23 protein-coding genes are annotated in these 25,399 nt (G+C 41.5%); 7 read left to right on the top strand and 16 right to left on the bottom strand.

Annotated elements, in window-relative coordinates; translation table 11 throughout:
- Positions 1–211: 211 nt before the first annotated feature.
- Together FC26_RS02365 and FC26_RS02360 are read right to left on the bottom strand one after the other, a co-directional pair.
- Positions 212–1,327, bottom strand: a complete 1,116-nt coding sequence (locus FC26_RS02365; protein WP_235809456.1) for an AI-2E family transporter — start codon at positions 1,325–1,327, stop codon at positions 212–214.
- A 42-nt stretch (positions 1,328–1,369) separates the two neighbouring features.
- Complete coding sequence (locus FC26_RS02360) at positions 1,370–2,539, bottom strand: AbrB/MazE/SpoVT family DNA-binding domain-containing protein (RefSeq protein ID WP_057777548.1); 1,170 nt, start codon at positions 2,537–2,539, stop codon at positions 1,370–1,372.
- A gap of 171 nt (positions 2,540–2,710) precedes the next feature.
- Between FC26_RS02360 and FC26_RS02355 the strand changes: the two genes are divergently transcribed.
- Positions 2,711–5,533 (top strand): YfhO family protein, encoded by a 2,823-nt coding sequence (locus FC26_RS02355; RefSeq protein ID WP_057777545.1) that lies wholly within the window; start codon positions 2,711–2,713, stop codon positions 5,531–5,533.
- Positions 5,534–5,626: 93 nt separating this feature from the next.
- Positions 5,627–6,106, top strand: a complete 480-nt coding sequence (locus FC26_RS02350; RefSeq protein WP_057777544.1) for a Fur family transcriptional regulator — start codon at positions 5,627–5,629, stop codon at positions 6,104–6,106.
- A gap of 50 nt (positions 6,107–6,156) precedes the next feature.
- On the opposite strand, the gene FC26_RS02345 is transcribed toward FC26_RS02350, so the two are convergent.
- Positions 6,157–6,684, bottom strand: coding sequence for a hypothetical protein (locus tag FC26_RS02345; protein ID WP_057777542.1), 528 nt, complete (start codon positions 6,682–6,684; stop codon positions 6,157–6,159).
- 265 nt (positions 6,685–6,949) lie between these two features.
- Here FC26_RS02345 and FC26_RS02340 point away from each other — a divergent pair, with 265 nt between their 5' ends.
- Complete coding sequence (locus FC26_RS02340) at positions 6,950–7,588, top strand: EAL domain-containing protein (RefSeq protein WP_057777540.1); 639 nt, start codon at positions 6,950–6,952, stop codon at positions 7,586–7,588.
- 73 nt (positions 7,589–7,661) lie between these two features.
- Here the strand turns inward: FC26_RS02340 and FC26_RS02335 are convergent, their stop codons facing one another.
- The 4 genes from FC26_RS02335 to FC26_RS02320 form a co-directional block, all read right to left on the bottom strand.
- The gene (locus FC26_RS02335) at positions 7,662–9,005 is read right to left on the bottom strand and encodes an FAD-dependent oxidoreductase (RefSeq protein WP_057777538.1); all 1,344 of its coding nucleotides are present in this window, start codon (positions 9,003–9,005) and stop codon (positions 7,662–7,664) included.
- 197 nt (positions 9,006–9,202) lie between these two features.
- A complete protein-coding gene (locus FC26_RS02330) occupies positions 9,203–10,594 on the bottom strand; it encodes a flavocytochrome c (RefSeq protein ID WP_057777536.1) in 1,392 nt (463 codons plus the stop codon).
- Between the two features lies 1 nt (position 10,595).
- The gene (locus FC26_RS02325) at positions 10,596–11,984 is read right to left on the bottom strand and encodes a class II fumarate hydratase (protein ID WP_057777534.1); all 1,389 of its coding nucleotides are present in this window, start codon (positions 11,982–11,984) and stop codon (positions 10,596–10,598) included.
- Between the two features lie 63 nt (positions 11,985–12,047).
- Positions 12,048–13,052 (bottom strand): nucleoid-associated protein, encoded by a 1,005-nt coding sequence (locus FC26_RS02320; RefSeq protein WP_057777532.1) that lies wholly within the window; start codon positions 13,050–13,052, stop codon positions 12,048–12,050.
- 138 nt (positions 13,053–13,190) lie between these two features.
- Here FC26_RS02320 and cytX point away from each other — a divergent pair, with 138 nt between their 5' ends.
- On the top strand, positions 13,191–14,366 hold the full coding sequence (gene cytX / locus FC26_RS02315; RefSeq protein ID WP_057777530.1) for a putative hydroxymethylpyrimidine transporter CytX: 1,176 nt from the start codon (positions 13,191–13,193) through the stop codon (positions 14,364–14,366).
- A gap of 34 nt (positions 14,367–14,400) precedes the next feature.
- On the opposite strand, the gene FC26_RS02310 is transcribed toward cytX, so the two are convergent.
- Positions 14,401–15,024: a hypothetical protein gene (locus tag FC26_RS02310; RefSeq protein ID WP_057777529.1), complete on the bottom strand. Its 624-nt coding sequence runs from the start codon at positions 15,022–15,024 to the stop codon at positions 14,401–14,403.
- Positions 15,025–15,115: 91 nt separating this feature from the next.
- Between FC26_RS02310 and FC26_RS02305 the strand changes: the two genes are divergently transcribed.
- Positions 15,116–15,565, top strand: a complete 450-nt coding sequence (locus FC26_RS02305) for a nucleoside 2-deoxyribosyltransferase (protein ID WP_338045547.1) — start codon at positions 15,116–15,118, stop codon at positions 15,563–15,565.
- A gap of 58 nt (positions 15,566–15,623) precedes the next feature.
- Here the strand turns inward: FC26_RS02305 and FC26_RS02300 are convergent, their stop codons facing one another.
- From FC26_RS02300 to rnz, 4 genes are read right to left on the bottom strand one after another with little or no spacing between them, the layout of a single operon-like run.
- Positions 15,624–16,142 (bottom strand): adenine phosphoribosyltransferase, encoded by a 519-nt coding sequence (locus FC26_RS02300; RefSeq protein WP_057777525.1) that lies wholly within the window; start codon positions 16,140–16,142, stop codon positions 15,624–15,626.
- Between the two features lie 14 nt (positions 16,143–16,156).
- Complete coding sequence (recJ, locus tag FC26_RS02295) at positions 16,157–18,475, bottom strand: single-stranded-DNA-specific exonuclease RecJ (RefSeq protein WP_057777574.1); 2,319 nt, start codon at positions 18,473–18,475, stop codon at positions 16,157–16,159.
- Positions 18,476–18,530: 55 nt separating this feature from the next.
- Complete coding sequence (locus FC26_RS02290; RefSeq protein ID WP_191978871.1) at positions 18,531–19,349, bottom strand: SDR family NAD(P)-dependent oxidoreductase; 819 nt, start codon at positions 19,347–19,349, stop codon at positions 18,531–18,533.
- A gap of 17 nt (positions 19,350–19,366) precedes the next feature.
- A complete protein-coding gene (gene rnz, locus FC26_RS02285) occupies positions 19,367–20,296 on the bottom strand; it encodes a ribonuclease Z (RefSeq protein ID WP_057777522.1) in 930 nt (309 codons plus the stop codon).
- 95 nt (positions 20,297–20,391) lie between these two features.
- On the opposite strand from rnz, the gene FC26_RS02280 reads away from it, so the two are divergent.
- Positions 20,392–20,667 (top strand): hypothetical protein, encoded by a 276-nt coding sequence (locus tag FC26_RS02280; RefSeq protein WP_057777520.1) that lies wholly within the window; start codon positions 20,392–20,394, stop codon positions 20,665–20,667.
- Positions 20,668–20,671: 4 nt separating this feature from the next.
- On the opposite strand, the gene obgE is transcribed toward FC26_RS02280, so the two are convergent.
- From obgE to FC26_RS02265, 3 genes are all read right to left on the bottom strand, one after another.
- The gene (obgE, locus tag FC26_RS02275; RefSeq protein WP_057777518.1) at positions 20,672–21,970 is read right to left on the bottom strand and encodes a GTPase ObgE; all 1,299 of its coding nucleotides are present in this window, start codon (positions 21,968–21,970) and stop codon (positions 20,672–20,674) included.
- Positions 21,971–22,035: 65 nt separating this feature from the next.
- A complete protein-coding gene (gene uvrC, locus FC26_RS02270) occupies positions 22,036–23,844 on the bottom strand; it encodes an excinuclease ABC subunit UvrC (RefSeq protein ID WP_057777516.1) in 1,809 nt (602 codons plus the stop codon).
- Between the two features lie 100 nt (positions 23,845–23,944).
- Positions 23,945–24,691, bottom strand: a complete 747-nt coding sequence (locus FC26_RS02265) for an amino acid ABC transporter ATP-binding protein (protein WP_057777514.1) — start codon at positions 24,689–24,691, stop codon at positions 23,945–23,947.
- Positions 24,692–24,905: 214 nt separating this feature from the next.
- On the opposite strand from FC26_RS02265, the gene FC26_RS12905 reads away from it, so the two are divergent.
- On the top strand, positions 24,906–25,058 hold the full coding sequence (locus FC26_RS12905) for an SPJ_0845 family protein (protein WP_164478247.1): 153 nt from the start codon (positions 24,906–24,908) through the stop codon (positions 25,056–25,058).
- A 47-nt stretch (positions 25,059–25,105) separates the two neighbouring features.
- Here FC26_RS12905 and FC26_RS02260 read toward each other — a convergent pair whose 3' ends face one another.
- Positions 25,106–25,399 carry a nucleoside triphosphate pyrophosphohydrolase family protein gene (locus tag FC26_RS02260; protein WP_057777511.1) on the bottom strand — a complete coding sequence of 98 codons (294 nt, stop codon included), beginning with the start codon at positions 25,397–25,399 and terminating at the stop codon, positions 25,106–25,108.

Here is a 25,399-nt window from a genome sequence, read left to right as displayed (position 1 = left end):
AATTAAACATGTTTAAAGTTATATCAATTACGCTGTTCCTGTTTTTTAACCAAATTAAAAAACGATCGCAAACCCTCCCTCAAGTTAGTTACTACTTATCCAAAACCTAGACTAATATATCATGTTTTTGAGAAAAAAAAACTTTTTTACCTTTATTAACCGTTTTCAGATCAAAAAAAATGCGGAATATTAAAAATTCCGCACAAATTTCTCATTTATTCGATAAGCGCTGGTTTGTAGCATCCTTCAGTAATTTGTATAACGTTGCCGCTACTGGGACACCAAGCAACATCCCCAAAATACCACTGATACCACTACCAATCGTAATTGCAGCTAACACCCATATTCCTGGTAGCCCAATTGACGTACCAACGACCTTGGGATAAATTAAATTTCCTTCAATCTGCTGTAGTACTAAAATAAAGACAATGAACAGCACCGCTTTGAACGGTGAATCCACGACAATCAATAAGAATCCGACCCCCGCCCCAATCCAGGCTCCAAAGATGGGAATCAAAGCCATCATCCCCACGAATGCACCAATCGAGACTGCATATGGGAATCTAAAAATCAACATTCCAACGATACAAAGTGTTCCCAGAACGAATGCTTCAGTAATCTGGCCGATAATAAAGCTCGAGAAACACTGGTTAATTGTTGCCAAATAATACTTTAGCTTCCGCATCACACGGTCACTCAAAAACGCATGACCCACCCGTTTAATATTTGTTCCGAGTTTTTCTTTACTAATTAGAATATAAATTGCAAACGTGACCGCTAACACAAAGTTAACAACCCCACTGGTTACTTTGCTAAAGATTGTAATCGTCGATCCGAGCACACCACTGATACCGGTTGTAAAATATTTCATTACTTTAGACTGGATGCTCGTCCAATCAATCTGTGTCGTGCTAATCTTTTTTTGAATTAATGGGAATTGGTCCGTGCTTTGAATCCACGCTGCCAATCGCGTGACAACTTTGGGTACCGATTCAAAAAATTCACTCAAGGCATTCGCAAATTGAGGCAATACCAATCTTAATACACCAAACAAAACCAACAGAACCAGTACAAAAGTCAGCAAAATCGACACAGGACGGCGAGTTACACGCACAATTTTAAGCCGCGATTTAGGAAAATACCACTGTTCCAATCGTGAGCACAACAAGTTCAGAACGTAGGCTAACGCTGCTCCGAGTATGATTGGAAATACAACGCCCATACTTTTTGTAATTAACTTTAGGGCTGACTGTGGATAAATCAACGTTGCAACAATGACCAATACTAAACAGCCATAACCAATTACTTGTTTTTTACTTAGTTTCAAATTCGAAACCTCCATCATTTCGTTGCCAATATCATACCAAATTTAATGTTTCGTTGATATACGCACAATTACTTTTTGTTGCGTTGGCTCTGCCAAGAACTGCAGATTTTGAAAAAGCAATAAAATCCAGCCAAAAACTGCAAAAAAAGATAACATTTCAAATCCCGTTAATGACAAGTAATCGATCGGTTTAAATGCCAAGCTGACAGCTACCAGAATAATTCCCATGACGTAAGAAAACACTTGAAATTCTCGTGAAATCTGTGGCAGCATCCACTTAATCCCAATAATCATCGCTAACACTAGGTAAGCCAAGCTACTTGCAATTTGATCGTGAATAAAGTGGAACCGCTGATTATTCGTAAAAATACCAATTGACCCCAGGCACACGGCGGTTAACGTCAATAATCCACGTAAAATTAAAAGTCGCCAGCTTCGATAATTAGGCCCTAGCGACACAAATAGGTAATCTACTAAAACAATCATAATTAGTGCTGAAATAATCAGCGTCAAATTAAATTGCCAAGCATTATGGGCTAAGTCCGTGCCCAAAAAGCTCAGGTTATATTCCCACCAGTGTCGATTACCATTGGTCACCATCGAAATAATAACACCACTAATAATCACAATTGTAAAAACGGTGGTTAGTGCAAATGGCGAAATAATTCCTGCCGCTTGAATCATCATGTAATTAATGAAAAAGCAAAAAATCAACACAAATAATGACGATGTAACGGGATCAAATGAGATATCCGGAAAAATGAGTTCAAATACCCAAAAGATCCCCAGTAAACTCAGTGCGAGAATTAACCCGACAGCTAGAATAATGGTCGGAAAATTACGCCAATATATATTTTTGAGCGTTCGATTGTCAGATTTTTGCCGTGCCTTGATAAAAAAAGCGCTAAATAGCACCATTCCCAATACCACGCCGAAAATAATAATGGCACTAGAAATCGAATACCCCCCACTCAACGGTACTTGTCGTTGGTCTTTCACGCAAAAATAAAGTAAAAAAATAATCCCACTTAATAGTGCCACGCCCAGTGACCATAAAAATTCCCGTCGAGACCGATGATCGCTATCATTTGTTGTTTGCAAAATTAACCGTTTGTTTTTCACAACGGCTTCCAATTCCTCACCGTCTTGAATATTTAACTCATCCACTAAATTTACAGGCAAGGTGACACTAAGCTCTTTTTGATTTGCCACTGTCCAATAATCCCCCTAAAATCTTCTGTTAGCATTAATTATACCTAATTTATTAATGACATTAAGCTTCAAATTTAACTTTTAAGATTTGTTTCACTTCTTTCCCTACTGCCACATGTTACAATAAAAGGTGACTATCAACTTATAAATAGAACGTAAGGATTTTTTACGATGACTCATTTAATCAACAAGTTAAAAACTAACATCTACCTACAATATCTGTGTTGCTTTGCAATTACAAGCATTTTCATTTTCGCTATTATCCCACTAACGGGTTCAACATTAATCTGGAATTCAGATGGCATCACGCAGCATTATCCAGCATTGGTTTACTGGCGCCGAATGCTACGGCACCTCATCATCAACCATCAGTGGTGGGCACAGTGGAATTGGAACATGGGGCTTGGTCAAGATACCATCCAAACTTTATCATACTATGTCATGGGCGATATTTTCACCTATCCAGCTATTTTTTTCCGCGAATCTTCGATGGTAGCTTATTATTCCGTAATGGTGGTTGTGCGCCTTTTCCTTGCTGGCGGTGCATTCATTTTTTGTATCAATCATATCGGCCATCGAACCAAAAACTGGATTATATTGACCGCCACGTTCGTTTACTTATTTTCGGGATATAGCGCGTACGTTGCTTTTGCACACCCATTCTTTCTTAATCCACTCATTATTACGCCGTTACTAGTTTGTGCTCTTCATCGCGCATTAGCAACCCGTAAAATGGGAACACTTACGATTATGACGGCCTGGACACTATTTAACAATTTCTACCTTGGCGCCATTACCGGATTAGGCCTGGCACTTTATTGGTTGATTTTGATGATTACAAAACGAAAATGGCGGCAATGGCGGCTCAACATCCACTTGGTCTTGAGCGTTCTTGGTGGCGTTTTCATCAGTTCCCTGCTTTTTATTCCTTCCCTTTACCAATTATCAGTAGCCACCCGTTCATCTAGCCAGTTAGCAAATGGCATGACTTGGTATCCGCTCTCCTATTACCTCACACTACCCGGCCTTGCTGTCAGCAACTACGCCCGCCCCTATTGGGTAACCGGTGGGATTTTAGTGATCGGTATCATGGCTTCGGTTTGGACGTTACGGCGCTTTCGACGTTATTTAACGCTCAATTTAGTTCTGAGTCTAGGTGGTATTATTCTCATTTCACCCATTTTGGCGGCCTTAATGAATGGTGGCTCTTCACCTTCTAACCGTTGGACTTTCCTTTTGATGCTCCCGATTGCGATCGCCGTCATGCATATGCTAGAGCACGTTACAGAGCTTGTTCGTGCAGATTTTATCTGGTTTACGATCATTGCCTTCGCGATTTTACTCAGCCTTTTTGCAGGTAATAAATTTAAATTCACCTTCGATCTTGGGAGCGTAATGGTTCTCTATTTTACAATAGTTTCGATTCTCCTGATGTTCAATATGCCCGCACACAAACAACTGCCACCAAAAATTCTGGCGATTACATTACTATGTTTAACGGGTCTCAACGGTGTGATTATGATGCGCGATCGTCACACTAATCAGTTCTCTGATAAATCTTCAACGTTGATTTCAAGCCGCACTGCCCACCAGCTCACTCAAACACAGCAGGCCTATGCTCAAACCGGCAGTGATCATGACCAACGCTCTTTAATTGATGGCCAACTACGGTCATATACGGATAAATCACCAGCGGATAACCTTCCAATCTTAGCCAGAACGCATAATATTAACAGTTATTGGTCGCTACAAAATGCTGCCGTTAATTCATTTAATCAAGCACTAGAAAATAACACGAGTAATCCCAACGATACCACCAACACCGTTGACAATCGAGCACTCCTATTACGCTTTCTGGGTGTTAATCGGCTATTTCTCAATAGCGATGATTTATTAGTGCCTGCCGGTTATGAAGCGACGGGAACCGCCGTAAATAACCAACAAGAATATACGGCTAATTCGACGATGCCTCTGATCTATCAGGCCTCCGGAGTAATGTCAACCAAACAATTCAAACAACTTTCGGCCTCTCAAAAAGAGGCTGCATTGTTGACCAATATCGTCACAAATCACCTTCACGCCAATCCTGCAACTAAACTAATCAAACAGGTCCAACAACTTAAAACGGCCGTCTTACCAACCAATGCCAATCAATTTTCGGTGGTCCAACACATTAAGGTGCATACTCCAACAACTGATTTAACACCTACAATTGTGACATGGAATCCTGATAAGTCCATTAAAGGTTACGAACTACATGCCCAACTGACAAATATTACCTACCGCGCTGGTACTTTTAAGCAGCGGCATAAAGATGCTCTTGATTATTACATTGCATCTCATAATCAAGATATTATGATGGCAGGCCAAGAAACTGATTTAAGATATAATCCACAACTGTACAATTTGAACTGGCTACGCAAAAATGCAATGAGTTACTCGGCGTCAACTGGCGAATTTAATATCGGGGTTAACTACAACGGCATCTCCAACGAATTCGAACAAACCGGTAGTAACGATTTATCTTTTTACACACCACGTTCTTCGACCACCCTCAATTTGGGAACAATTGTCTCAACTAACGAGGATAGTAATTCTCTCACGCTCACTTTGCCAGCGACCGGATCGACATCATTTGATCTCTCATTATGGGCGGTTCCGACCGGCAAGAGTGTGGATCAGGCAATCAGTAAAAATACTGCTGCTCAAAACATTAAATTAGGTAAAAATAGCGTTACTGCCACCTACACCGCCCACCACAAAACAATACTAGCCACCACAATTCCGTATTCAAAGGGATGGCATTTAGTAGGCGATCATCATACGCTGCCAAAAATCAATACCGGCTTCATTGGCATTCCTGTTAGTCGCGGTCACCACACGATTCACCTTGTTTATCAATCCCCATTTCTAACGATTTCTATTCTAGTATCAGGCATTGGCCTACTGCTATTTTTACTAATCCTGATTGTCCAGCGTTACTATCGTCACTAATGGCTCATACATCCCCTATACAAAAAGAGAATGCACGGGGTTAGCTTTTATTGTCAAAACGTGATTTAATAGGTATAATAAATTGGTTACTTAATGAAAGGAAGATCGCTTGTGGCATCAAATGATATTATTGAACAAACTCGGCAAGTTCTGAAGGATCATCATCTTCGGATTACAGCGCAACGGCATATCATTTTAGCCTACCTGGCAAGCCATCATAATCATCCATCAGTCGAAATGATCCGAGAAGGGCTGAATAAGGAATTACCTAATCTAGGCCCTGCTACCATCTACAATACGTTGAACACGTTTGTCGACCACGGAATCGTAATTGAACTTCAAAACGGTGATGGCAGTACGCATTACGATTACTTTGAGCATCACCACTACCATGCAATTTGTACTAATTGTGGGAAAATTACTGATATTTCCTACGATGGCTTTCATGACGTTGAACAAGAATTGGAAGCCAAAGCTGCAGAACAATCCGGATACATGGTTTCAGGTAACCACGTTGAAGTCTACGGGATCTGTCCAGAGTGTCAAATCAAACTGAGAATTAAACATTCCTAAAACTAATGGGATGGTCGCCAATTCGCGATCACCCCATTTTCATTGCTATTTTAATAATTTGCGACTAGTGAGACGTGCAAGTTGCTCATTATCGGTCCCACATAGTATTCATTCTCACGTAAATACTGAACAATCTGTTTCTCAGAGGCCTGCCCCTCATACTTAATCACTAAATCTAACGCTTCTTTTTTGGAAATTTGCTCCGGATGGCGTGCGAGTACGAAACCATCCACATCTTCTAATAATGATAGCGCATGTTCCTTATTATACGCACGAATAACATAGTGATTTTGCCGTGTATCTTCAATGACATAAAAATAATGTTTCGGCGTGGCACTATAATCAATATTCGTGGGTGTCTCATGACAGGCTAATAACTCGCCAACCATGTCAAATTCTTTCTTATCCTTTAAATACTCCTGACAAGCTGTGCATGTGTCCCTGTGTTCTCCAGGGTTATGTGTACCAACTGTCAAATGATCGTGTAGTAAAACATTATTGGAGATTCGTGCGAGCAAAATCCCCCGATATTTTTTAAGCTTAGTCCGTCGTTCATTTTTTTCAACACTTTGTAACATTAACCCCATCCCCCTCAAAATTCGATGATCGTATTTGGTCCGTCAATCTCTTTGCGTTAATATCTACTTGTAATATAATGTAAGGGGATTAATTATTCCATTTTTCTACTAAATTTATTTTTAAAATCTCACTTTTTATCACTTGAATCATTATTTTTTAAGATTTTTTCTTTCTACGTCTCGTTGTACTATACTTTTATCCGTATATAGCCTATATTGAATCTACACCTTAGTATGACCAACGCTCATTAGGAGGTTTTCAAACTTGTACTGTTTTTTCAAGCAACCTCAACTGAATATTTATAACAATGCGCTCACCAGTACTGAACTGATGGTCTTTAAAAAGACGAATAATCAATATCAACACTGTCAAATTGTTAATCAACTTAATTTGCTCAACCTGATTCGATCACTCGACCCAGAATTCCAAACTAAGCTCCCATCAGTTGCGATTAATTGCACGCAATCCCAGTTTACCAACGTTGTTATCTCTGATGCTTTAATTAACTTGCAACATCAAATATACCCACGTAACTTACGAATTGAGATTACACTAGGTAAATCGCTTAAACAAATAAATTTACTGATTGCACAGGCAGAAAATTATCGTCAACATGGCATTCAAGTTAGTCTAGATGCTGTTGACCAAATTACCAATTTCGACGTTGTCGCACCTTTTATTTTACAAACCCGTGAAATCAAGTTTGGTCTGAACGGTCGAAACACGGACCGGCAATTATTGCAATTTTGGCAAACTGCTGCCCGCCGTAATCGTAAACGATTTATTGTTTATAATGTTGAAACAGATGACGATATTGATTTATTGGATGATCTGGATATTGCACTTCGCCAAGGTAATTACTATAGCGAAGCTGACAAACTGATCACGGAGCAGTCCGCCTAGTCACTATCAGATAAAAACACGCCATAATTTTAGGAATCTAATCCTAGTATTATGACGTGTTTTTTTAACAAACCTAATTCTGATTTGCTTTTGCCACTGCTGCTTGACCAAGCAAGTTTAAATAGTTAAATGGGCGATCGAATTGTGGTTGGAAAAGCATATCCACAAACGCCAAAAAATCAATCGTATTTTCATTTTGAATACATACAGAAATTAAATTAGCGGATTGAGAGACATCGTGGCGACTCATTAATTGTGCACCCAGAATTTTACGGGTCTTCTTGTCCCATACCAATGTCATTAAGACAGGTGTCGTTGATGGCATAAATTCTGGCCGATAATTATCTTCAATAGTCACACTATCAGCATCAAAGCCTTCACTGAGTGCATGCTCAAGTGTCATACCAGATGACACTAACGTCTGATCATATAGTTTCAATCCTGATGAAGACTGAGTTCCCATATACTTCACAGTTGGTTCAAAAATATTGATTCCTACCAATGTTCCTTGCCGCACCGCATTAGTTGCCAATGGTATATACGCATCCTTATGAGTCGGATTATAGTGAACTGCCACCGCGTCTCCGGCACCAAAAATGTCTGGATTCGAAGTCTGCATATAGTCATTTGTTTTGATCGAGCCGTCTCGATTCATTGCGACTAGCCCCTTGAACAGATCAGTATTTGGTCGGAATCCAATACATAGAATCGCCATTTCAGCATCATAATCACCATTACTCGTGTGCACTGTTACACCGTCGTCAGTATCTTCAAATGAAGTTACCGTCCGATCAAGCGCCAGCTTAACACCTTGGTCAGCAAAGTCAGTTGCAAGTCGATCTGTATATTCATGATCAAAATATTTGCTCAACATTCTAGGCAATCCATCAATTAGTGTCACATCATGACCCTTTTTGTTATAGGCTTCAACCAGTTCAACCCCAATATAGCCACCGCCAATCACAACAATGCGTTGTGCCTTTTTTGCGTGTTCAAATAACTTCTTAGCATGATCATAATTCTTGCAGAGGTAAACATGTTTTCCGTCAATCCCCTCAATCGGTGGTATTACAGGCCACGACCCCGTCGTTACAATTAACTTATCATATGAATCAGACTTCGATTCTCCAGTGACCAAGTCGGTAACTTTTATTTGTTTATTAACAGCATCGATTTCAGTCACATCATGTTGCATGCACACACGAGCACCCAATTTTGTTAAAGCATCCGGACTCGAATAAAATAGTCCTTGCGGATCTTTAACCTCACCTCCTAGATAAAGCGCTATTCCACATGATAAAAACGATACATTATCGTTTCGCTCGTAAATCGTAACTTCAGTTTCAGGATGGGCTGAAAGAATCTGATTTGCAGCCGCCGTGCCTGCATGGGTACAACCAACAATAACAACTTTCATAATGGTCACTCTCTTTCTAAAAGGCTTGTGTAATCGTTTACAATCTCATTGTAACGCAAATTCATTCAAAGAAAAAGAGTTATCACTAATTAACTAAAAAAGAGCATAGATCAGATCACCATGCCACTGCATAAAAAAGGAGTGCTGATGATTGGTATCACCGCACTCTTTAATCATATATCAAGTGATTAATCTTTTTAATTTAAATAGCTAAAAACCTGTTGCCCTGCTTGCCGGCCAAAAATGACCGTTTCAGCAATTGAATTACCACCAATTCGATTGTTTCCATGTAAGCCACCAGCCACTTCACCCGCTGCAAACAGCCCGGCGATGATCTGCCCATCGGTATTGATGACCTGCGTTTTTTCATTAATTTTAATACCACCCATGGTGTAATGAATCGCCGGCGCAATATGGATTGCATAAAACGGCCCTTGGTCAATGGCCCGATCCATTCCAGTCTTGCGGCCATACACCTGGTCAACGTGCTGCGAAACAGCCTGATTCCAATCGGCCACAGTTTTGACCAACTCATCTGTTGTTATATCAGCTAATCCTGCAAGTTCTTCAAGTGAGGTAGCCGTTTTCACTAATCCAATATGATCATAAAATTCAACCGCTTTGACCCGGTCCCGAATTGCACGGTCAAAAATCAGGTAGGCTCCCGTTCCATTTAAACCATCAATGGCCGCCGTTACATTTTTACGCGTATCTAACTCATTTACGAACCGTTGGCCTGCCTGGTTAACCAAAATTGCCCCTTCACCACGAACAGCTTCACCAATTAGGAAGGCATGATCAGTATCTTGCTGAACGGTGGGGTGAACCTGAACCTGATCCATATCCACCAAATCAGCGCCTACAGCCTGCGCAAGCTGTAATCCATCACCAGTTGCTCCCGGCTGATTCGTAGTGTTGTACCCGCCTAAATCTGGCCGGTACTTGGTAATAATTTCTTGACTAGCACCAAATCCACCGGTCGCAAGGATAACTGCAGAAGCATGTAATTCAACAGTTTTCTGGCTGGTGGTTGCTTGAATGCCGATCACTTTGCCGTCATCGTCCGTCAAGATTTGATCAACTTTGACACCTGTAAATAACGGAATTTGGTTTTTCGCCACCTGCTTCAACAACTCGGTTACTAAAAAGCCACCAATTGGGGCCATTGAACTTGGTCGGTGAGTTCTCATTGTCGACATACCGCCAGTAATTGTTAAATCATCAAGGACGATATTGTGTGCCGCAAGCCAGTCAATCGCTAAAGCACCGTGTTGCGTGAAGTAACGCAGCATCGCCGGATTATTGCGTTTACCGCCACCATCATACGTCTCTTGGTAGAAGTCATCCATGCTATCAACAATCTGGTGCTGAAGCTGTACACTCGTTTCAGCCGCATTCATTCCTGATGATGCTCGCGTCGTGTTACCCCCGATTTTGGGCATCTTTTCAAGAATCACTGGTGACAATCCGAGTTCATATGCTTGAATCGCACTGGTCAATCCAGTACCACCAGATCCAATAATAATGACATCGTATTTCGTTTCTAATTGCTCCAACGGCGTTGACTCAAACACAAATTTTTCACCCATTTTAATTTTCCTCCCCAATATTGGTCATCTTTAACGGATCAACCCACTCATCAAATTGTGATTCCGTGACTAATCCTGAATCTAATGCTGCTTGCTTCAGCGACCAGCCCTTCTTTTGGGCCTGTTGCGCGATTGTCGCACTATTATGATAACCAATGTGGGGCGACAAGGCCGTTACCGTCATCAATGACTGGTCAACCAAGGCAGTCATCCGCTCCTGATTAACACTGAGACCAGCAATCATTTTATCAGCAAAGCTGATCATTGTTTCGGTTAATAAATCCGTTGATTCTAAAAACGAACTAATGATCACCGGTTTATAAACATTCATCTCAAAATTTCCCTGACTTGCCGCTAAAGAAATCGTCACATCATTGCCGATCACCCTAGTTGCTGCCATCGTGATGGCTTCTGCTTGCGTTGGATTAACCTTTCCCGGCATGATTGAAGAGCCTGGTTCATTAGCAGGAATATTTAATTCATCATATCCTGCACGCGGACCACTAGCGAGAAAACGAACATCATTGGCCACCTTTAATAGGTCACTGGCTAGTGTTTTCAATGCACCATGAACAGCGTTGAGTCCCGAATGATTGGCAAGCCCCGCAAACTTATTTGTCTCCGCCGTGAATGGTACACCATACAACTGGCTCACCTGTTGAGCAATTTGTTCTTTAAACCCTGGAATTGCATTTAAACCAGTTCCGACGGCAGTCCCCCCGATCGCAAGGCGATACAAGGTAGGCTGTAACTGGTTAATATAATCGCGATCATCCACCAGGGCACTCTTCCAACCACTAACCTCTTGGCCAAAGGTTAACGGTGTTGCATCCTGCAAATGGGTCCGTCCAATTTTGACAACTTGCCAAAATTCTTTTTGTTTGGCATCCAGTAGCTGTATTAAATGTTCTAAAGAATCTTGAAGCCGTTGCAGGGCTTCAATCGCCGTAATATTCATCGCAGTTGGAAAAATATCGTTTGAACTTTGACCACAATTAACATCATCATTGGGTAAGACTTCCACCGTCGGGACGACTTGCATGGCAACATGACTAATCACCTCATTGACATTCATGTTGGTTTGCGTACCAGAACCTGTTTGGTAGACCACGAGCGGAAAATGCTGCTGCAACTCGTCATCATCTTGTGCTAATAGTCGATCTACTGCTGTAATAATGGCATTGGCTTTTTCCTGAGCTAAATTATTAAGCGCTAAGTTGGCTTGCGCGGCTGCTTTCTTAAGTTGCAATAATGACTTAATCAGTGCCAAAGGCATTGGTGAGCCAGCTTTAAAATTGGTCAAACTCCGTTGTGTCTGGGGTCCCCATAATGCATTTACAGGAATTTTAACGGGGCCCAAAGTATCTTCTTCAATACGGTAATTATCCATCACGACGCCTCTTTATTGTTTTTTACTATCTTAGTTTAATCGGTCATGACATTCAATAAAAAATTATAGCCGACTAATAACCTCTTCCACATTTTTGATGGTTACCGAGATTGTTCCATCCGGATTATTGACAAATTCGATCAAATTGGGATCCTGATAGACATCCAAAGGAATGGTCATTTCAATGCCGTTAGATAGCTTTAGTTTCTGTTTGCCGTACTTCTTGATTGCAATTTCCTGAACTTCCTTCGTGACCGGAATTTTTGAGTCTGGTAGCTTCTCATGAATGGCACTTTCAAATTCCGCTTTTGCTGAGATGTTATCACTGAAAACGGTCTGTGCGACCTGTTGGGTGTCAATTTCACCATCACTAGCAATCGTTTCATGAATGGCATCTTTAACGTTATTGACGACATCAAACTTGGGAATGTCAAAACTCTTAGCTACTTTTTCTGCCACTTTTTTGACAGTCTTAACATTATCGTCTAGCGAAGCGACTGGCTCACTTTCAATTACTCGATTTGAAAGATATTCCATTTTTTCGCCTGAAAAAGTATATTTTTTTTCAATCAGTTCATAGGTATTGTCCGAAATTTTAACCGTAAATCCTTCATCTGGGCGTTGGGTCTTCCCTGCCAAAATCGATTGATGAATAATTAAGTCGTTGGCGATTTTTCCGTCTGCATCCCCTACTAGATGGGTAAACGCTTCATGGTAATTAACCTTTAAAAAGGCCACATACATCTCCGTATCCTTTTCAAATAACACCACAAATGCATCTGCGCCTGGTGCGTCTTCACTTTGAACATAGGTTTCATACCAATGTCTCACAATCTTACTGCTCGTATCCGTGAAGTTGTCGGTTACCTGTGCTACTAATTGCGCCATTGTCGAATCTTGCTTTAACGTCCCAGTCTTCGTTTGCGCCGAAGAAATTTTTTGAATTTTTTTGCTTAAGTATTCGCGAATATTGATATTATTAAGATCCAGTCCAACCTGCGAGTAGATTGGATCGCCAAAGTTACGGTCGATAACATGTTCAATCGCCTGTTTTAAATAAATGTCCATCATGTTCATCCTGCCTTTTAATTTATCACGTTCTATCTTACCACGGCGACTGAACCAAAACATACTGTGGAATTGATTTTCCGGCCGTCAAACGTTACCATTAGTCGTTGATACAAATTATTTTGGGAGGATTTTTTCATGGGAAACACAAAATTAAGTGGCCTGTTTTTACTCTGGCTAGGAGCAGCAATTTCCATTGCAGAAATTGTTACAGGTACTTTACTGGCACCGTTAGGGTGGACAATGGGCATCACGGCTATCATCCTCGGTCATCTAATCGGCTGTGTCTTATTTCTATTTCCAGCAGGTTATATCTCAGCACGTCAATCCAAAAGTGCAATCGAAGTAACGGACACCGCCTTTGGTCACTGGGGTGTGACGTTATTTTCACTTCTAAATGCGATTCAACTACTCGGTTGGACCGCAGTAATGATCGTAAATGCTCAAATCGCAATGAACGCCATTAGTCAGCGGCTGTTTCACTTTCACTCCCCCGTCGTGATGGCCGTAATTGTGGCTGCCCTCATTGTTCTTTGGCTCGTCCTTGATCATAATTGGTTATTCCGCGTCAACAACTTAATTGTCATTCTCCTAGCAATTGGTGCAGTCATCTTAATTTTTACTGTCATGACGAGTACCTACCACGCTCACGCCACAACACTTTCACCATTAGGTTTTGGTGCGGCAGTCGAGCTAAACGTCACTATGGCGCTGTCATGGCTCCCTCTGATTGGGGACTATACGCAAAAAACGCAAGCACCCGTGAAGGCCAGCTTTGTAAGCATCAGCGGTTACTTTATCGGAAGCTGTGTCATGTTTCTAATCGGACTATCCAGCGTTTTAATGACTAAGAGCACTGATTTTACAACCGTTCTCGCACATTCCAGCCTCGGTCTGGTAGCGCTGCTAATTATCGTTTTTTCAACGGTCACAACTACCTTCATGGATGCCTATTCTGCAGCCACGAATATTGCAAATATTACTCAGGTTCATCGGATCAAGCTTCTTGGCGTCATCATTACCATTATCGGTTTGATCATCGCCTTAATGGTTTCACTCTCGGCATACCAAAGCTTTCTTTACACAATTGGAGCAGTCTTCACACCTCTATTTAGCATTGTTTTCACAACTTATTTCATCTTGCCCCATCGATTACCCATTATCGTCAATTTTGGGTGGTGGTTAATCGGTATTTTCCTTTATAATCACATTCAACAGTTCAATTTCTGGTGCGGACCAACAGTCATTACCCTCCTGAGCCTGATTATTGGACTAGTCCTCAGTTACGGTCTCTACCGTCAGCTGAAAAAATAACGTTGTGCAAAAAAAGCATCCCGCTGGATGCTTTTTATTTTTGTGTTGCAATATCATACGTCGTTTTCCCATCTTTAACGGTAAACATTGCCTGATCATCATGATCGGGTTGTTGAATACTAATTGAGTACCCACTGCCGATAGCCTTTTTTAGTTGAGTGGACGTTTTAGTCAAGTTCTTGGTAAAGGATGACCAGCCCGCCTCCGAGGCTTTGCTTGGGTTCTTAGCAATGTAATTCAAAGCCTTCACAGTATTATCATCTGTGGGTAAGATTTTATATGTCTTTGTGTCGCTATCAAACGTGACACCACCAATGCTTTGATAATTTTTCTTCATCTGGGATAGTACATTTTGCTCCATTGTCGTTTGTGACTGTTGACTGGTTTGACCAGTAAGACCACCTTGCCCAGGTTGAGAAAATGAGGATGACGAAACTGAACTAGCCGTTGTTTGGCTGGTGGAAACAGATGAGGTCGCCTTATCGTTGCTACTTTGATGCCAAAAAGGTAAGTTCCAAGCAGCATATCCGGTCACTAGGACACTGACAACAATCATAATTGTCGGCCAGACCCAAGTTCCGTACTGTTGCCATGAATTCATTAAATAAAAAATGCTCAGAATTAAAACAATTATTGCGATAATCAATAGGAAAACCATTTTTATAACTCCTCCTGAATTAATTGCTAAATTACGTTTGTATCACTCCCCTATATCCGTTACAATTAAAACATTAACGACAAGGAGTGTCATGATGAAAAGAATTTATCTTGCAGGACCATTTTTTAGCGACGAACAAATTGAACGTATCAGTAAGGTTGAAAAAGCGTTAACCACAAATCCAACCGCCGGATTTGTATTCAGCCCTCGGTTATCTGATGAAAACGACGATACTGAAAATGCAGGTTCACCGGAATGGGCTAAAGCTATTTTCACTAAGGATGTTGCTGAAGTTGATAAATGTGATGTAGTCGTTGCAATTGCCGACTTTGAACACGCCAACCTTGATAGTGGAACCGCATTTGAACTGGGTTACGCTTACCATTCTAATAAGCCCATTATTTTATTGCAAGAACTTGATGAACAACTTAATTTGATGGTCAGTCAATCAGCCCACTACTACACAACTTCGATTGATGAACTGGCAACATACAATTTCGAACAATTACCAGCTAACGAATACACTGGTAAAGCTTTTTAAAAAAGAGTTTCCAACACTAAGCAATTATCGTGTTGGAAACTCTTTTTTGTCTAAATTACTAGTATTTAAGCAATGATAAGATATCGTAATCCTTCAACTTATCGCGACCTTTTAAATCTGTTAATTCAATAATAAATGCTGTTCCGACAACAATTCCGCCAAGTGCTTCTACCATTTCAATGGTAGCCGAAATAGTCCCACCAGTCGCAAGTAAATCGTCCGTCACCAGCACACGTTGTCCAGGTTTAATGGCTGCCCGTTGTAATTGCAGTTCGGCAGTGCCGTATTCCAAACTATACGAAGCACTAATCGTTTCATTGGGTAGCTTTCCTTTTTTACGCGCCGGTGCAAATCCAACGCCTAATTCATAAGCCACTGGGCAACCAACAATAAAGCCACGGGCTTCAGGGCCAACGATCATTTCAACATTTCTTTCACGCGCATAACTAACAATCTGATTAGTTGCTTCGGTGTAAGCAGCTCCGTCAGCCATTAGTGGCGAAATATCACGAAACACAATCCCCTTTTCTGGATAGTCGGGAATGCTTGCAATATACTGTTTTAAATCTAACGCCATGTCTAAATTCTCCTTTAATCACTAGCAACGCACTGAAGTACCCAATGTTTAAGGTCCTTAGAATTGCTATACACTAATGCTTTTTCAGTTTCGATTAATTGTTGTCGTTTTTGATAAAGATCTGCTGATGTCAACTCAACCGATGGCGGATTAACAACGCCATTGAGAACACCATCTTCTATTTTAACAAATCCGACCTCGAAAAACAGCTGTATCATAAAAATCAATTTATTTCGATCGATTTTTAAAAAGCCACTTAGTGTCCCCAATTGTCGGTGAACATCCACATTTTGGTGAGTTTGAACAAATTTATAAAGCATCCCAAATTCCTGCCGCGTCGGCATTCCCATCAAATACGCGTCATCTTTTTGATAAGCAAATACGCGAACGGCCGTTGGTGTACCGCCAACTTTAAATACCGCCTTTAATGCATCCAGTGATGGTGGACAATCAACCAGTGTAACCGTCTGCTGCTGCAGCATAGCACTGTTAATCGACGCCGCAAGGATTAAGGTTGCGTTCACCTGTGGTTGTAGTTGATCAATTACCTGTTGATCAAAGCAAATATAAACATCATTTCCTTGAAATAATGGTGCAGATAAATTATTTGTTCGTTCATCAATCACAGCAATTCCATTCGTCTTCAGGTCTTTAATCATCAGCTGAATGCTACGATTGCCTCGCCATTCGTTTTCATCAAGTGTCCCAACGATTTCGACTTGATCAACTGCCGCCTGCAGTTCGGGTGCAAGCTCTCCCTTACCAAAAGCAATTGCCGCCAACTTGGTATCTTCATCCCCAATTGCTAATTTTAAATGATCGTTATTTTTCCCAATTTGTTTCACATCGCTAATGAGCTGATTTTGAAATAAAAACTGAGGCCGCGGATTACCAGTACCAAACGGCGCCAACTGCTCTAGCTCATTAAACAGGGTTAAATTAGCATCAACTGCACTCAACTGTCCGGCAATTAACATTGGCGCCTTCGCTAACGTTGCTAGTTGTTGTGCCTGCTGCGTCACTTGTAACTGTTCCACTAACTGCGCAACATTAGCAACTGGAACCGTCAACCCGATCGCCATTTGATGACCACCAAATGCTTGTGTGAGATCTCTCAGACCATCAACAGCTTGAAATAGATCAAATCCGTCAATACTGCGTCCAGATCCCTTTGCCAGACCAGTTTCATCGTCAATATTCATCACAATGGTAGGTTTTCCAAGCTGTTCAACCACACGACTAGCAACAATCCCCAGTACACCTTGATGCCAATCATGACCACTCAATACTAAAACATTTCGTTCCTGATTCTCAGCGGTTTGTGCCTGCTGTAGAGCTTCATCACTAATATCACTAACCAGCTTCTGCCGATCTTGATTTTTAGTATCCACCATTTTGGCTAAGTCAACTGCTGCTTCATCGTCCAGCGTCGTTAACAGTTCAACACCAGGATTAGCGTCGCCCATCCGTCCGAGGGCATTTAATCGAGGGGCAATGCCAAAACCAATATTAGTTTCATTGATCGTTTGTTCATTAATTCCGGCCAGCTTAACTAGTTCATGAATTCCTGGACGCATTCCAGTCCGTAATTGCTGAATCCCATAGGTAATTAAAATCCGATTTTCATCCGTTACAGAAACTAAATCGGCCACTTCACCAATGGCTACCAAATCTAACAATTCAGTTGGAAATTCTTCTAACAATGCCCACGCAACTTTGAACGCGACCCCAACACCTGAAAGATCCCCAAACGGATATTTACTTCCTGGAAATCGTGGATGAACAATCGCGTACGCCGTCGGTAACTCCTGCGGCAATTCATGATGGTCCGTCACCACAACGTCCACATTTCGCTGTTGAGCCGCAGCAATTGCTTCATTGCCTGAGACACCGTTATCGACGGTCACAATCAATTGCGTGCCATTATCAATCAACCGATTAAATGCCTGCACGTTAGGGCCATAACCATCGGTAAAACGATTCGGAACATAATAATCTACATCAGCACCAACTGTCAACAACGTTTCATACATGAGTGAGGTACTGGTAATTCCATCTGCGTCGTAGTCCCCGTACACCGTTATTTTCTGCCCCTGCTCAATTGCAGACTGAATCCGTTCAACAGCCCTTTGCATATCATGCATTAAGAACGGATCATAACAATTTTTAATTTGAGGATGCAAAAACTGGTCAATTGCTTCCGCCGTTTGATAGCCCCGATTCACCAATATCTTAGCCGTTATTGGCGACAACTTAAGTTCTTTTGCCAGTTGATCCTGGGTGGCTTGATCTATCGAGTCAGCCAATTGCCACTGAAATTTTGCATCCATCAGTCTCATTCCACCATTCTAAAAAATATGTATCAATAACGATTCACAACGTGAACCACTATTTTTTTAACGCAAAAAAATGCTTAATTACCCAATCACCTAGCCCTGGGAAGAGTTGATACCCAATAGCAACGGCTGAAAAATAGCGCGGAATATTAATCTCACGCGTACTATATCCCACATGATTCCAAATTCTCTGCGCAATTACCGCCGGATGCAGCATAAACGCACTCGGAAGATGCGATAGATAGGTTCCCTTAGGATCCGCTTGATCAAAGAAATTAGTCTCTACTGGCCCCGGATTAACCGTTAAGACCTGGATACCATAGTCCGCTAATTCCATTCTTAAAACATTGCTAAAGTTGATAACAGCTGCCTTAGTCGCAGAATAGACACTACTATTAGGTGTTGGAATCTTGCCGGCGACCGATCCTAAATTGACAATGGCACCGTAACCTTGATTCATCATCTGCTTAGCCACGCACCGGCTCAAATACATCAAGGCCAGAACGTTCACCTTAACCATTGCTTCCATCGTCTGGCGCGGTTCATCATATATGGCCTGCATATCACCAAAGCCAGCCGAATTAACCAATACGTCGATGCTCCCGACCTCATGACTAACCGTCTTCAAAACTGAATCAATTTGATCCGGATCACTGACATCTAGCTGATATGCAAACGATGGCCGACCAGATAAAATTAAACAGTGCTTGGCCACCATGTTCAAACGGTCCAGATTACGAGCACACAAAACAACAATTGCGCCTCTTTTAGCCGCTTCATACGCCGTTGCTTCACCAATGCCACTGGAACCACCAGTGATCAATACAATTTTGTTTTTTAGCGATCTCAGTGCTTTTAGTCGTTTTTGCAAGTTAACCATCCTTTCAATCAACCCTTAAACGGAACATCAATTACATCTAAATCATTGACAACTCGTGTAGCTGAGAAGACATCTCTTACCTGATAAGCAAGTTCATACGCGGCCCTCCCCGTGTAACGAGCTGAGATGTGCGTCAACAGTAGTCGACCCACATTTGCCGTTTTCGCGATTTGAGCTGCCTGAGCGCTCGTCGAGTGGTAATAATTGCGTGCCATGCGTCCTTCACCCTTTGCAAAGGTACTCTCATGAACCAACACGTCCGCATTGTGTGCCAATTTGATACTATTTCCATTCTTACGTGTATCGCCAAGAATAGCCACAATACGGCCCTTCTGTGGCATTCCAATAAAGTCATGTCCATCCAGTATTGTGCCATCCTCAAGAGTCACTGTTTTCCCTGCTTTTAGTTGACCGTAGACTGGTCCAGACGGAATATTCATTTCTTTAAGCTTCTCAACTTTTAGCTCCCCAGGATGATCATGTTCAACAATCCGGTAGCCAAAACACTCAATTTTGTGATCTAATTTTTCACAACTCACCGTAAAGGTTTTATCTTTGAAAATTACACCACCATCAGTCAATTCAACAAACTTTAGCGGGTAACTAAGCTTCGTTTCACTCACTCTCAAGCTTACCTTTACAAAGTCCTCAATTCCACGTGGACCATAAATGGTTAGCGGCTCGTTTCCACCCTGAAAAGAACGTGAACTTAGTAATCCTGGTAAGCCAAATATATGATCACCATGAAGGTGGGTAATAAAAATTTTTTCAATTTTTCGTGGACGGATTGTCGTTCTCAATATTTGATGTTGCGTAGCTTCCCCAACGTCAAACAACCAAATTGCGTTTCTCTCTTCTAACAGTTTCAACGCAATACTGGTCACATTTCTTTGCTTGCTTGGTGAACCAGCACCAGTTCCTAAAAATTCAATTTGCATATTATCAAAGTTCCTTACTTACAATCAATTGTTTCCGCCCCTGCATCGGGCATATAATTAACTCAACACAAAACAGGGGCGGAGGGATTTTTATAATGATACTAACCGATTTCAACCTATCAACGGGGACACTGAACGGTAATTTAACGCTGTGGGCAACAGATCGCCATGCGGTCATTTCAATTACTCAACTGACCTATCACAACACCGAATTAATCGTTTCACATCAAGACGCTCACGAAATTTTAACGCTTGATCAATTTCGCGCTCGCATTGCTGCCCTGGACGGTCAAACTAAATTTTTTTTAAACAGCGCCACATATCCACTGTTCGGATATCGACTTGATGGCAACCGGCTCATTCTTGGCTAATCTGCTATTCAACAAACTCAAACGTAAACTTCTGAATTTGAACGGTATCCCCACTTTGGGCACCGGCCGCACGTAGCGCATCATCAACACCCATTGAGCGCATCTGCCGGGCAAACCGCATCAAGCTTTCATCATGTTGCAGGTCTGTCATTTCGAATAAACGTTCCAGCTTGTTGCCACTCAAAACCCAGAGGCCATCATCTTCATGGTGAATCTCAAACGGTTTTTCTTCAGTAGCTTCAAACGTATAGGTTGTTTCTTCGTCCTGTGCTCGTTCACTTGTAAATGCTGGTGTTTCATCAAGCAGGTTTGCTGCTTGCTGCATAAGCTCCGTAACACCTCGATGAGTAATTGCCGAAATTGGAAAAATAATGGGTTGTTGTGCTAATGAATCATCTTCTGCAAGTTGCTGTTTGAACACGGCCAAATTCTCATCTGCATTCGGTAAATCCATTTTTGCTGCAACAACGATTTGTGGACGATCAAGTAATTCCGGATCATAGCTAGCTAACTCATGATTAATCGCCCGGAATCGGTCAATCGCCTGATCCTGATCATCACTACTCATATCAACCAGATGTAGTAAGACACGCGTCCGTTCAATATGACGTAAGAATTGGAGCCCCAATCCAACACCATTTGACGCGCCTTCAATTAATCCTGGCATATCGGCCATCGCAAAATCGCGACCATCATCCAAGCGAACCATCCCCAAGTTTGGAACCAACGTTGTAAATTCATATTCCGCAATTTTGGGTTTAGCGCCCGTCACAACTGACAAAAGGGTTGATTTTCCGACTGATGGGAAACCGACCAGTCCAACATCTGCTAACATCTTCAATTCTAATTCTAAATCACGATCTTCGCCCGGCTCACCATTTTCAGCAATTTCTGGCGCAGGATTTTTTGCATTTGCAAATCGCATATTACCACGACCACCACGACCACCATGGGCCACAATAAGCTCATCACCTTGATTGACCAAATCACCCATTACTTGACCAGTGGCTAAATCTTTAACCGTTGTTCCTTGAGGTACTGAAATAACGGTGTCTGTCGCACCGCGACCCGTCATCTGCTTAATCATACCTTTGCCACCATTGTCAGCTTTAAAAATTCGGTGATACCGAAAATCCATCAATGTTCGCAGGCCTTCATCTACTTTTAAGATGATATCGCCACCACGGCCACCATCACCGCCTGCTGGGCCACCGTTCGGAACAAACTTTTCGCGACGAAATGCCACCATTCCATCGCCGCCCTTACCTGCACGTACTTGAATTTTTATTTGATCTACAAACATGTCATTTCTCCGTTTTTCTGTGTCATAGACATCAATTATAGTTGAACTTTGCCGGTTCGTCAAAGTTAATCATGACTACTACCCTTTGCAACTTCTGCATTTTTCTGCAGTGAAACTTTAATTAATTGTGCCGTGGGCTTAGCAATTCCCAGCTCATGAATATCATCAACCGATGCCTGTGCAATTTTAGTAATCGATCCAAACTCTTTTAACAGCTTATTGCGTGTTTTGGGGCCCACTCCCGCAATTTCATCTAACCTGGAACTAAGAGAATGTTTAGTATGCACCTGGCGATGAAAAGTAATCGCAAACCGATGAACTTCATCTTGAATTCGTTGAACTAGGTAGAATCCCTGACTCTTTGGATCTAAATTAATGTGTGCATCATCTGGACCAAACAACAAATCCGCTGTCTTATGATGATCATTTTTAACCATTCCCACGACCGGGATTGTTAGTCCCAGTTCATCTTCTAAAACTTCCTTAACCGCATTCATTTGAATAACACCGCCATCCATAAAAATCATATCTGGCATTTCTTTGTGTTCCTTTAACAACCGGGTATACCGACGACGAATCACTTCTTGCGTACTTGCCGTTTCATCCGCATGATCAACCGTTGTTAGCTTATATTTCCGATACAGTTTTTTATTAGGCTGTCCATCAACAAAAACCACCATTGCAGAAACAAGGTCGGCTCCTTGAATATGCGAATGATCAAAGGCCTCAATTTTTCGACCAGCTGGCAGGCCTAACGCATCCGTCAGTTCCTTCATGGCGCCGGTAGTTTTTCGTTCATCTAGCTCCAATAATCGAAACTTTTCTTCCAACACCAATCGAGCATTTTTCTCCGCCATAGCCAACAAATTCTTTTTTTCACCGCGCTGCGGCGTTCGTACTGGAATTCCCAAAATTTCACTAATTTCTTGGGTCGGCAATCCAGCAGGAACTAAAATTTCGCGTGGTAAAACGTTATTCTTGCGATTATAAAACTGCATGATAAAACTCGTCATTTCTTCTGTCGCATCATCAACAACTGGGAAAAGACGTTTCTCACGTTTCATTAACCGAGCCTGTCGAATAAAGAATACCTGAATTGAAAGCCAGCCCTTATCCATATAAAAGTTAAATAGATCTCTAGGCGTTTTATCATTAAAAATGATTTTTTGCTTCTCGACCGTTACTTCAATATAATGCAGTTGATCTCGCAACTCAGCCGCTCGCTCGTACTGCATGTCAGTTGCGGCCTGTTGCATCTCATCAGTTAATCTTTTCTTAATGGTTCCGGTATTGCCATTCAAAAACGACTTAATTCTTGTAATCTGATGCTGGTATTTTTCCTCGGGAACTTCTTGAAAACAAGCACCTAAACACTGCCCCATATGATAGTACAAACATGGGCGTCCCTGAAATCCATTGCACCGCCGTAAAGGAAACACTTTTTGAATAAAATGCAGTGTTTCTTCGGCAGCATATACGTTCGGATAAGGACCAAAGTAGTAGGCGCCATCTTTTTTTATATCTCCCGTAATAACAATTTGGGGATCCCGTTCATTCGTAATTTTGATGTACGGATAGCCAGTCCCCTTTTTTAGCTTAATATTATAATAGGGTTGATGCTTTTGAATCAACGTAATTTCAAGCAAAAATGATTCCTTATTTGTTGACGTCACAATTGTTTCAAAGTCAGCAATCTCACTGACTAACCGCGCTGTTTTTCCTTCATGACTACTTTTAAAATATGACCGCACCCGGTTACGCAGATTCTTGGCCTTTCCCACGTAAATAATCTGACTATTGATGTCCTTCATTAGATAACATCCGGGTAACGGTGGTAGCAAAGTAAGTTTATGTTCAATATGTTCACTTGCCAATGCTAGCCCTCCTGTCCTCTTGACTGCATATTATTATATGGCATCGCCTGAATGAAAGCAAAAAAGCGGCCTACCGTTAGACGGTAAACCACTTCAAAAATTAGGCTTCCAGAATTTTTTCTAAGAAGTCTTTAGCACGGTCAGTCTGAGGATGGCTGAAGAACGTCTCTGGATCAGCAGACTCCTGAATATAGCCATCAGCCATAAACCAGATCTTATCAGCCACACTCTTAGCAAATCCCATTTCATGAGTAACAACGACCATTGTCATGCCATCATTAGCTAAATCTTGCATAACCTTCAATACTTCGCCAACCATTTCCGGATCTAACGCACTGGTTGGTTCATCAAAAAGCATCACTTCTGGATTCATGGCTAGTGCCCGCGCAATTGCCACCCGTTGTTGTTGACCACCCGAAAGACTGGTTGGATAAACATCTGCCTTTTCCAGCAAGCCAACCTTGTCCAAAAGATCTTGGGCCGTTTTAGTAGCTTCCTCGTCCGAAATCGACTTCACTTTTTTAGGCGCGAGCTTTAAGTTCTCGATCACGGTCATGTTCGGGAATAAATTGAAGTTCTGGAATACCATCCCCATCTTTTCACGAAGACCATTGATCTTTTTCTCGTTAAGAGTTGTCAAGTCCGTTCCTTCAAACAATACCTGACCCTTGGTAGGTTTCTCAAGAAGGTTCAAACAACGTAGAAAGGTTGATTTACCGGCCCCTGAAGGTCCAATCACACAAATCACTTCACCCTGTTTCACATCTTCGGTGATATCTTTTAAAACGACCGTATCATCATACTTTTTTTGTAATCCTTTAATTTCAATTACGGCTTGTTCTGCCATTTATGTTCCTCCTTGTTACTTTACGTATCTCACTGTTTTAATCTCATGGCCTATTATACTGATACATGTTTGTTTATGCAAGAGTTTTTCGATTTTTACCCAATTTATGCATTATTTAAGCTTTAAAGCGCGCAATAAATGAATAGTTTTACAAAACTAGCGAATCATGCTAGCATAGTAGCAACCTAGATTAGTTCGAAAGGAATGATTTTTAATGGGACTTGTTGTTAATCGTGATCTGAAACTCGAGCAAATGTTCAATGCATTCGCCGTTGATCCAAAGAAAAAGGCGCCAAAGAAACCCGATGATAAGAAAGATAAAACGGTAGAAGAAAAAAGTACTACCGATAATAAATCTGAAAACTAAAAAATAAACCTAGCTCGGTCACTTCAAACCGTCCTAGGTTTATTTTTTTAGTTCTGATATCCATGTGGGTACCGTTTGTTCAAGATTTCAATATTGGTTTTGGCCACATCATCAAAGGAGATATCCGCCCATTGAGCAACTTGGGACAAATACCATAAGACATCGCCCATTTCATGTTCCAACTGCTCCTTGCTTAGCTTTTGGCCCCGAAACGTATAATTTTTAACAATATCGACAACTTGTCCCGCTTCTGATGCCAATCCCAAAGCACAATTAGTTAAAACTTGTTCGTTTCCATACAGCGTTCTTTTTGCAGCTGCTTGATATTCATTAAAGTCCAT

The organism is Paucilactobacillus vaccinostercus DSM 20634, from assembly GCF_001436295.1.
Taxonomy (GTDB): Bacteria; Bacillota; Bacilli; order Lactobacillales; family Lactobacillaceae; genus Paucilactobacillus; species Paucilactobacillus vaccinostercus.
Note: the sequence above shows the minus strand (reverse complement) of the source record. Positions and strands in the feature narration are given on the sequence as shown.

Excerpts from the sequence above, each read along its gene's own strand:
- FC26_RS02330 (WP_057777536.1), bottom strand. The coding sequence starts at position 10,594 with ATGGGTGAAAAATTTGTGTTTGAGTCAACGCCGTTGGAGCAATTAGAA.
- obgE (WP_057777518.1), bottom strand. The coding sequence starts at position 21,970 with ATGTTTGTAGATCAAATAAAAATTCAAGTACGTGCAGGTAAGGGCGGC.
- FC26_RS02300 (WP_057777525.1), bottom strand. The coding sequence starts at position 16,142 with ATGGCGTTAGATTTAAAACAGTATATTGCAAGCATTCCCGACTATCCA.
- FC26_RS02335 (WP_057777538.1), bottom strand. The coding sequence starts at position 9,005 with ATGAAAGTTGTTATTGTTGGTTGTACCCATGCAGGCACGGCGGCTGCA.
- FC26_RS02320 (WP_057777532.1), bottom strand. The coding sequence starts at position 13,052 with ATGGACATTTATTTAAAACAGGCGATTGAACATGTTATCGACCGTAAC.
- FC26_RS02345 (WP_057777542.1), bottom strand. The coding sequence starts at position 6,684 with ATGTTACAAAGTGTTGAAAAAAATGAACGACGGACTAAGCTTAAAAAA.
- FC26_RS02280 (WP_057777520.1), top strand. The coding sequence starts at position 20,392 with ATGATACTAACCGATTTCAACCTATCAACGGGGACACTGAACGGTAAT.
- FC26_RS02355 (WP_057777545.1), top strand. The coding sequence starts at position 2,711 with ATGACTCATTTAATCAACAAGTTAAAAACTAACATCTACCTACAATAT.
- FC26_RS02310 (WP_057777529.1), bottom strand. The coding sequence starts at position 15,024 with ATGGTTTTCCTATTGATTATCGCAATAATTGTTTTAATTCTGAGCATT.
- FC26_RS12905 (WP_164478247.1), top strand. The coding sequence starts at position 24,906 with ATGGGACTTGTTGTTAATCGTGATCTGAAACTCGAGCAAATGTTCAAT.
- FC26_RS02350 (WP_057777544.1), top strand. The coding sequence starts at position 5,627 with ATGAAAGGAAGATCGCTTGTGGCATCAAATGATATTATTGAACAAACT.
- FC26_RS02265 (WP_057777514.1), bottom strand. The coding sequence starts at position 24,691 with ATGGCAGAACAAGCCGTAATTGAAATTAAAGGATTACAAAAAAAGTAT.
- rnz (WP_057777522.1), bottom strand. The coding sequence starts at position 20,296 with ATGCAAATTGAATTTTTAGGAACTGGTGCTGGTTCACCAAGCAAGCAA.
- FC26_RS02305 (WP_338045547.1), top strand. The coding sequence starts at position 15,116 with ATGATGAAAAGAATTTATCTTGCAGGACCATTTTTTAGCGACGAACAA.
- FC26_RS02325 (WP_057777534.1), bottom strand. The coding sequence starts at position 11,984 with ATGGATAATTACCGTATTGAAGAAGATACTTTGGGCCCCGTTAAAATT.
- cytX (WP_057777530.1), top strand. The coding sequence starts at position 13,191 with ATGGGAAACACAAAATTAAGTGGCCTGTTTTTACTCTGGCTAGGAGCA.
- FC26_RS02260 (WP_057777511.1), bottom strand. The coding sequence starts at position 25,399 with ATGGACTTTAATGAATATCAAGCAGCTGCAAAAAGAACGCTGTATGGA.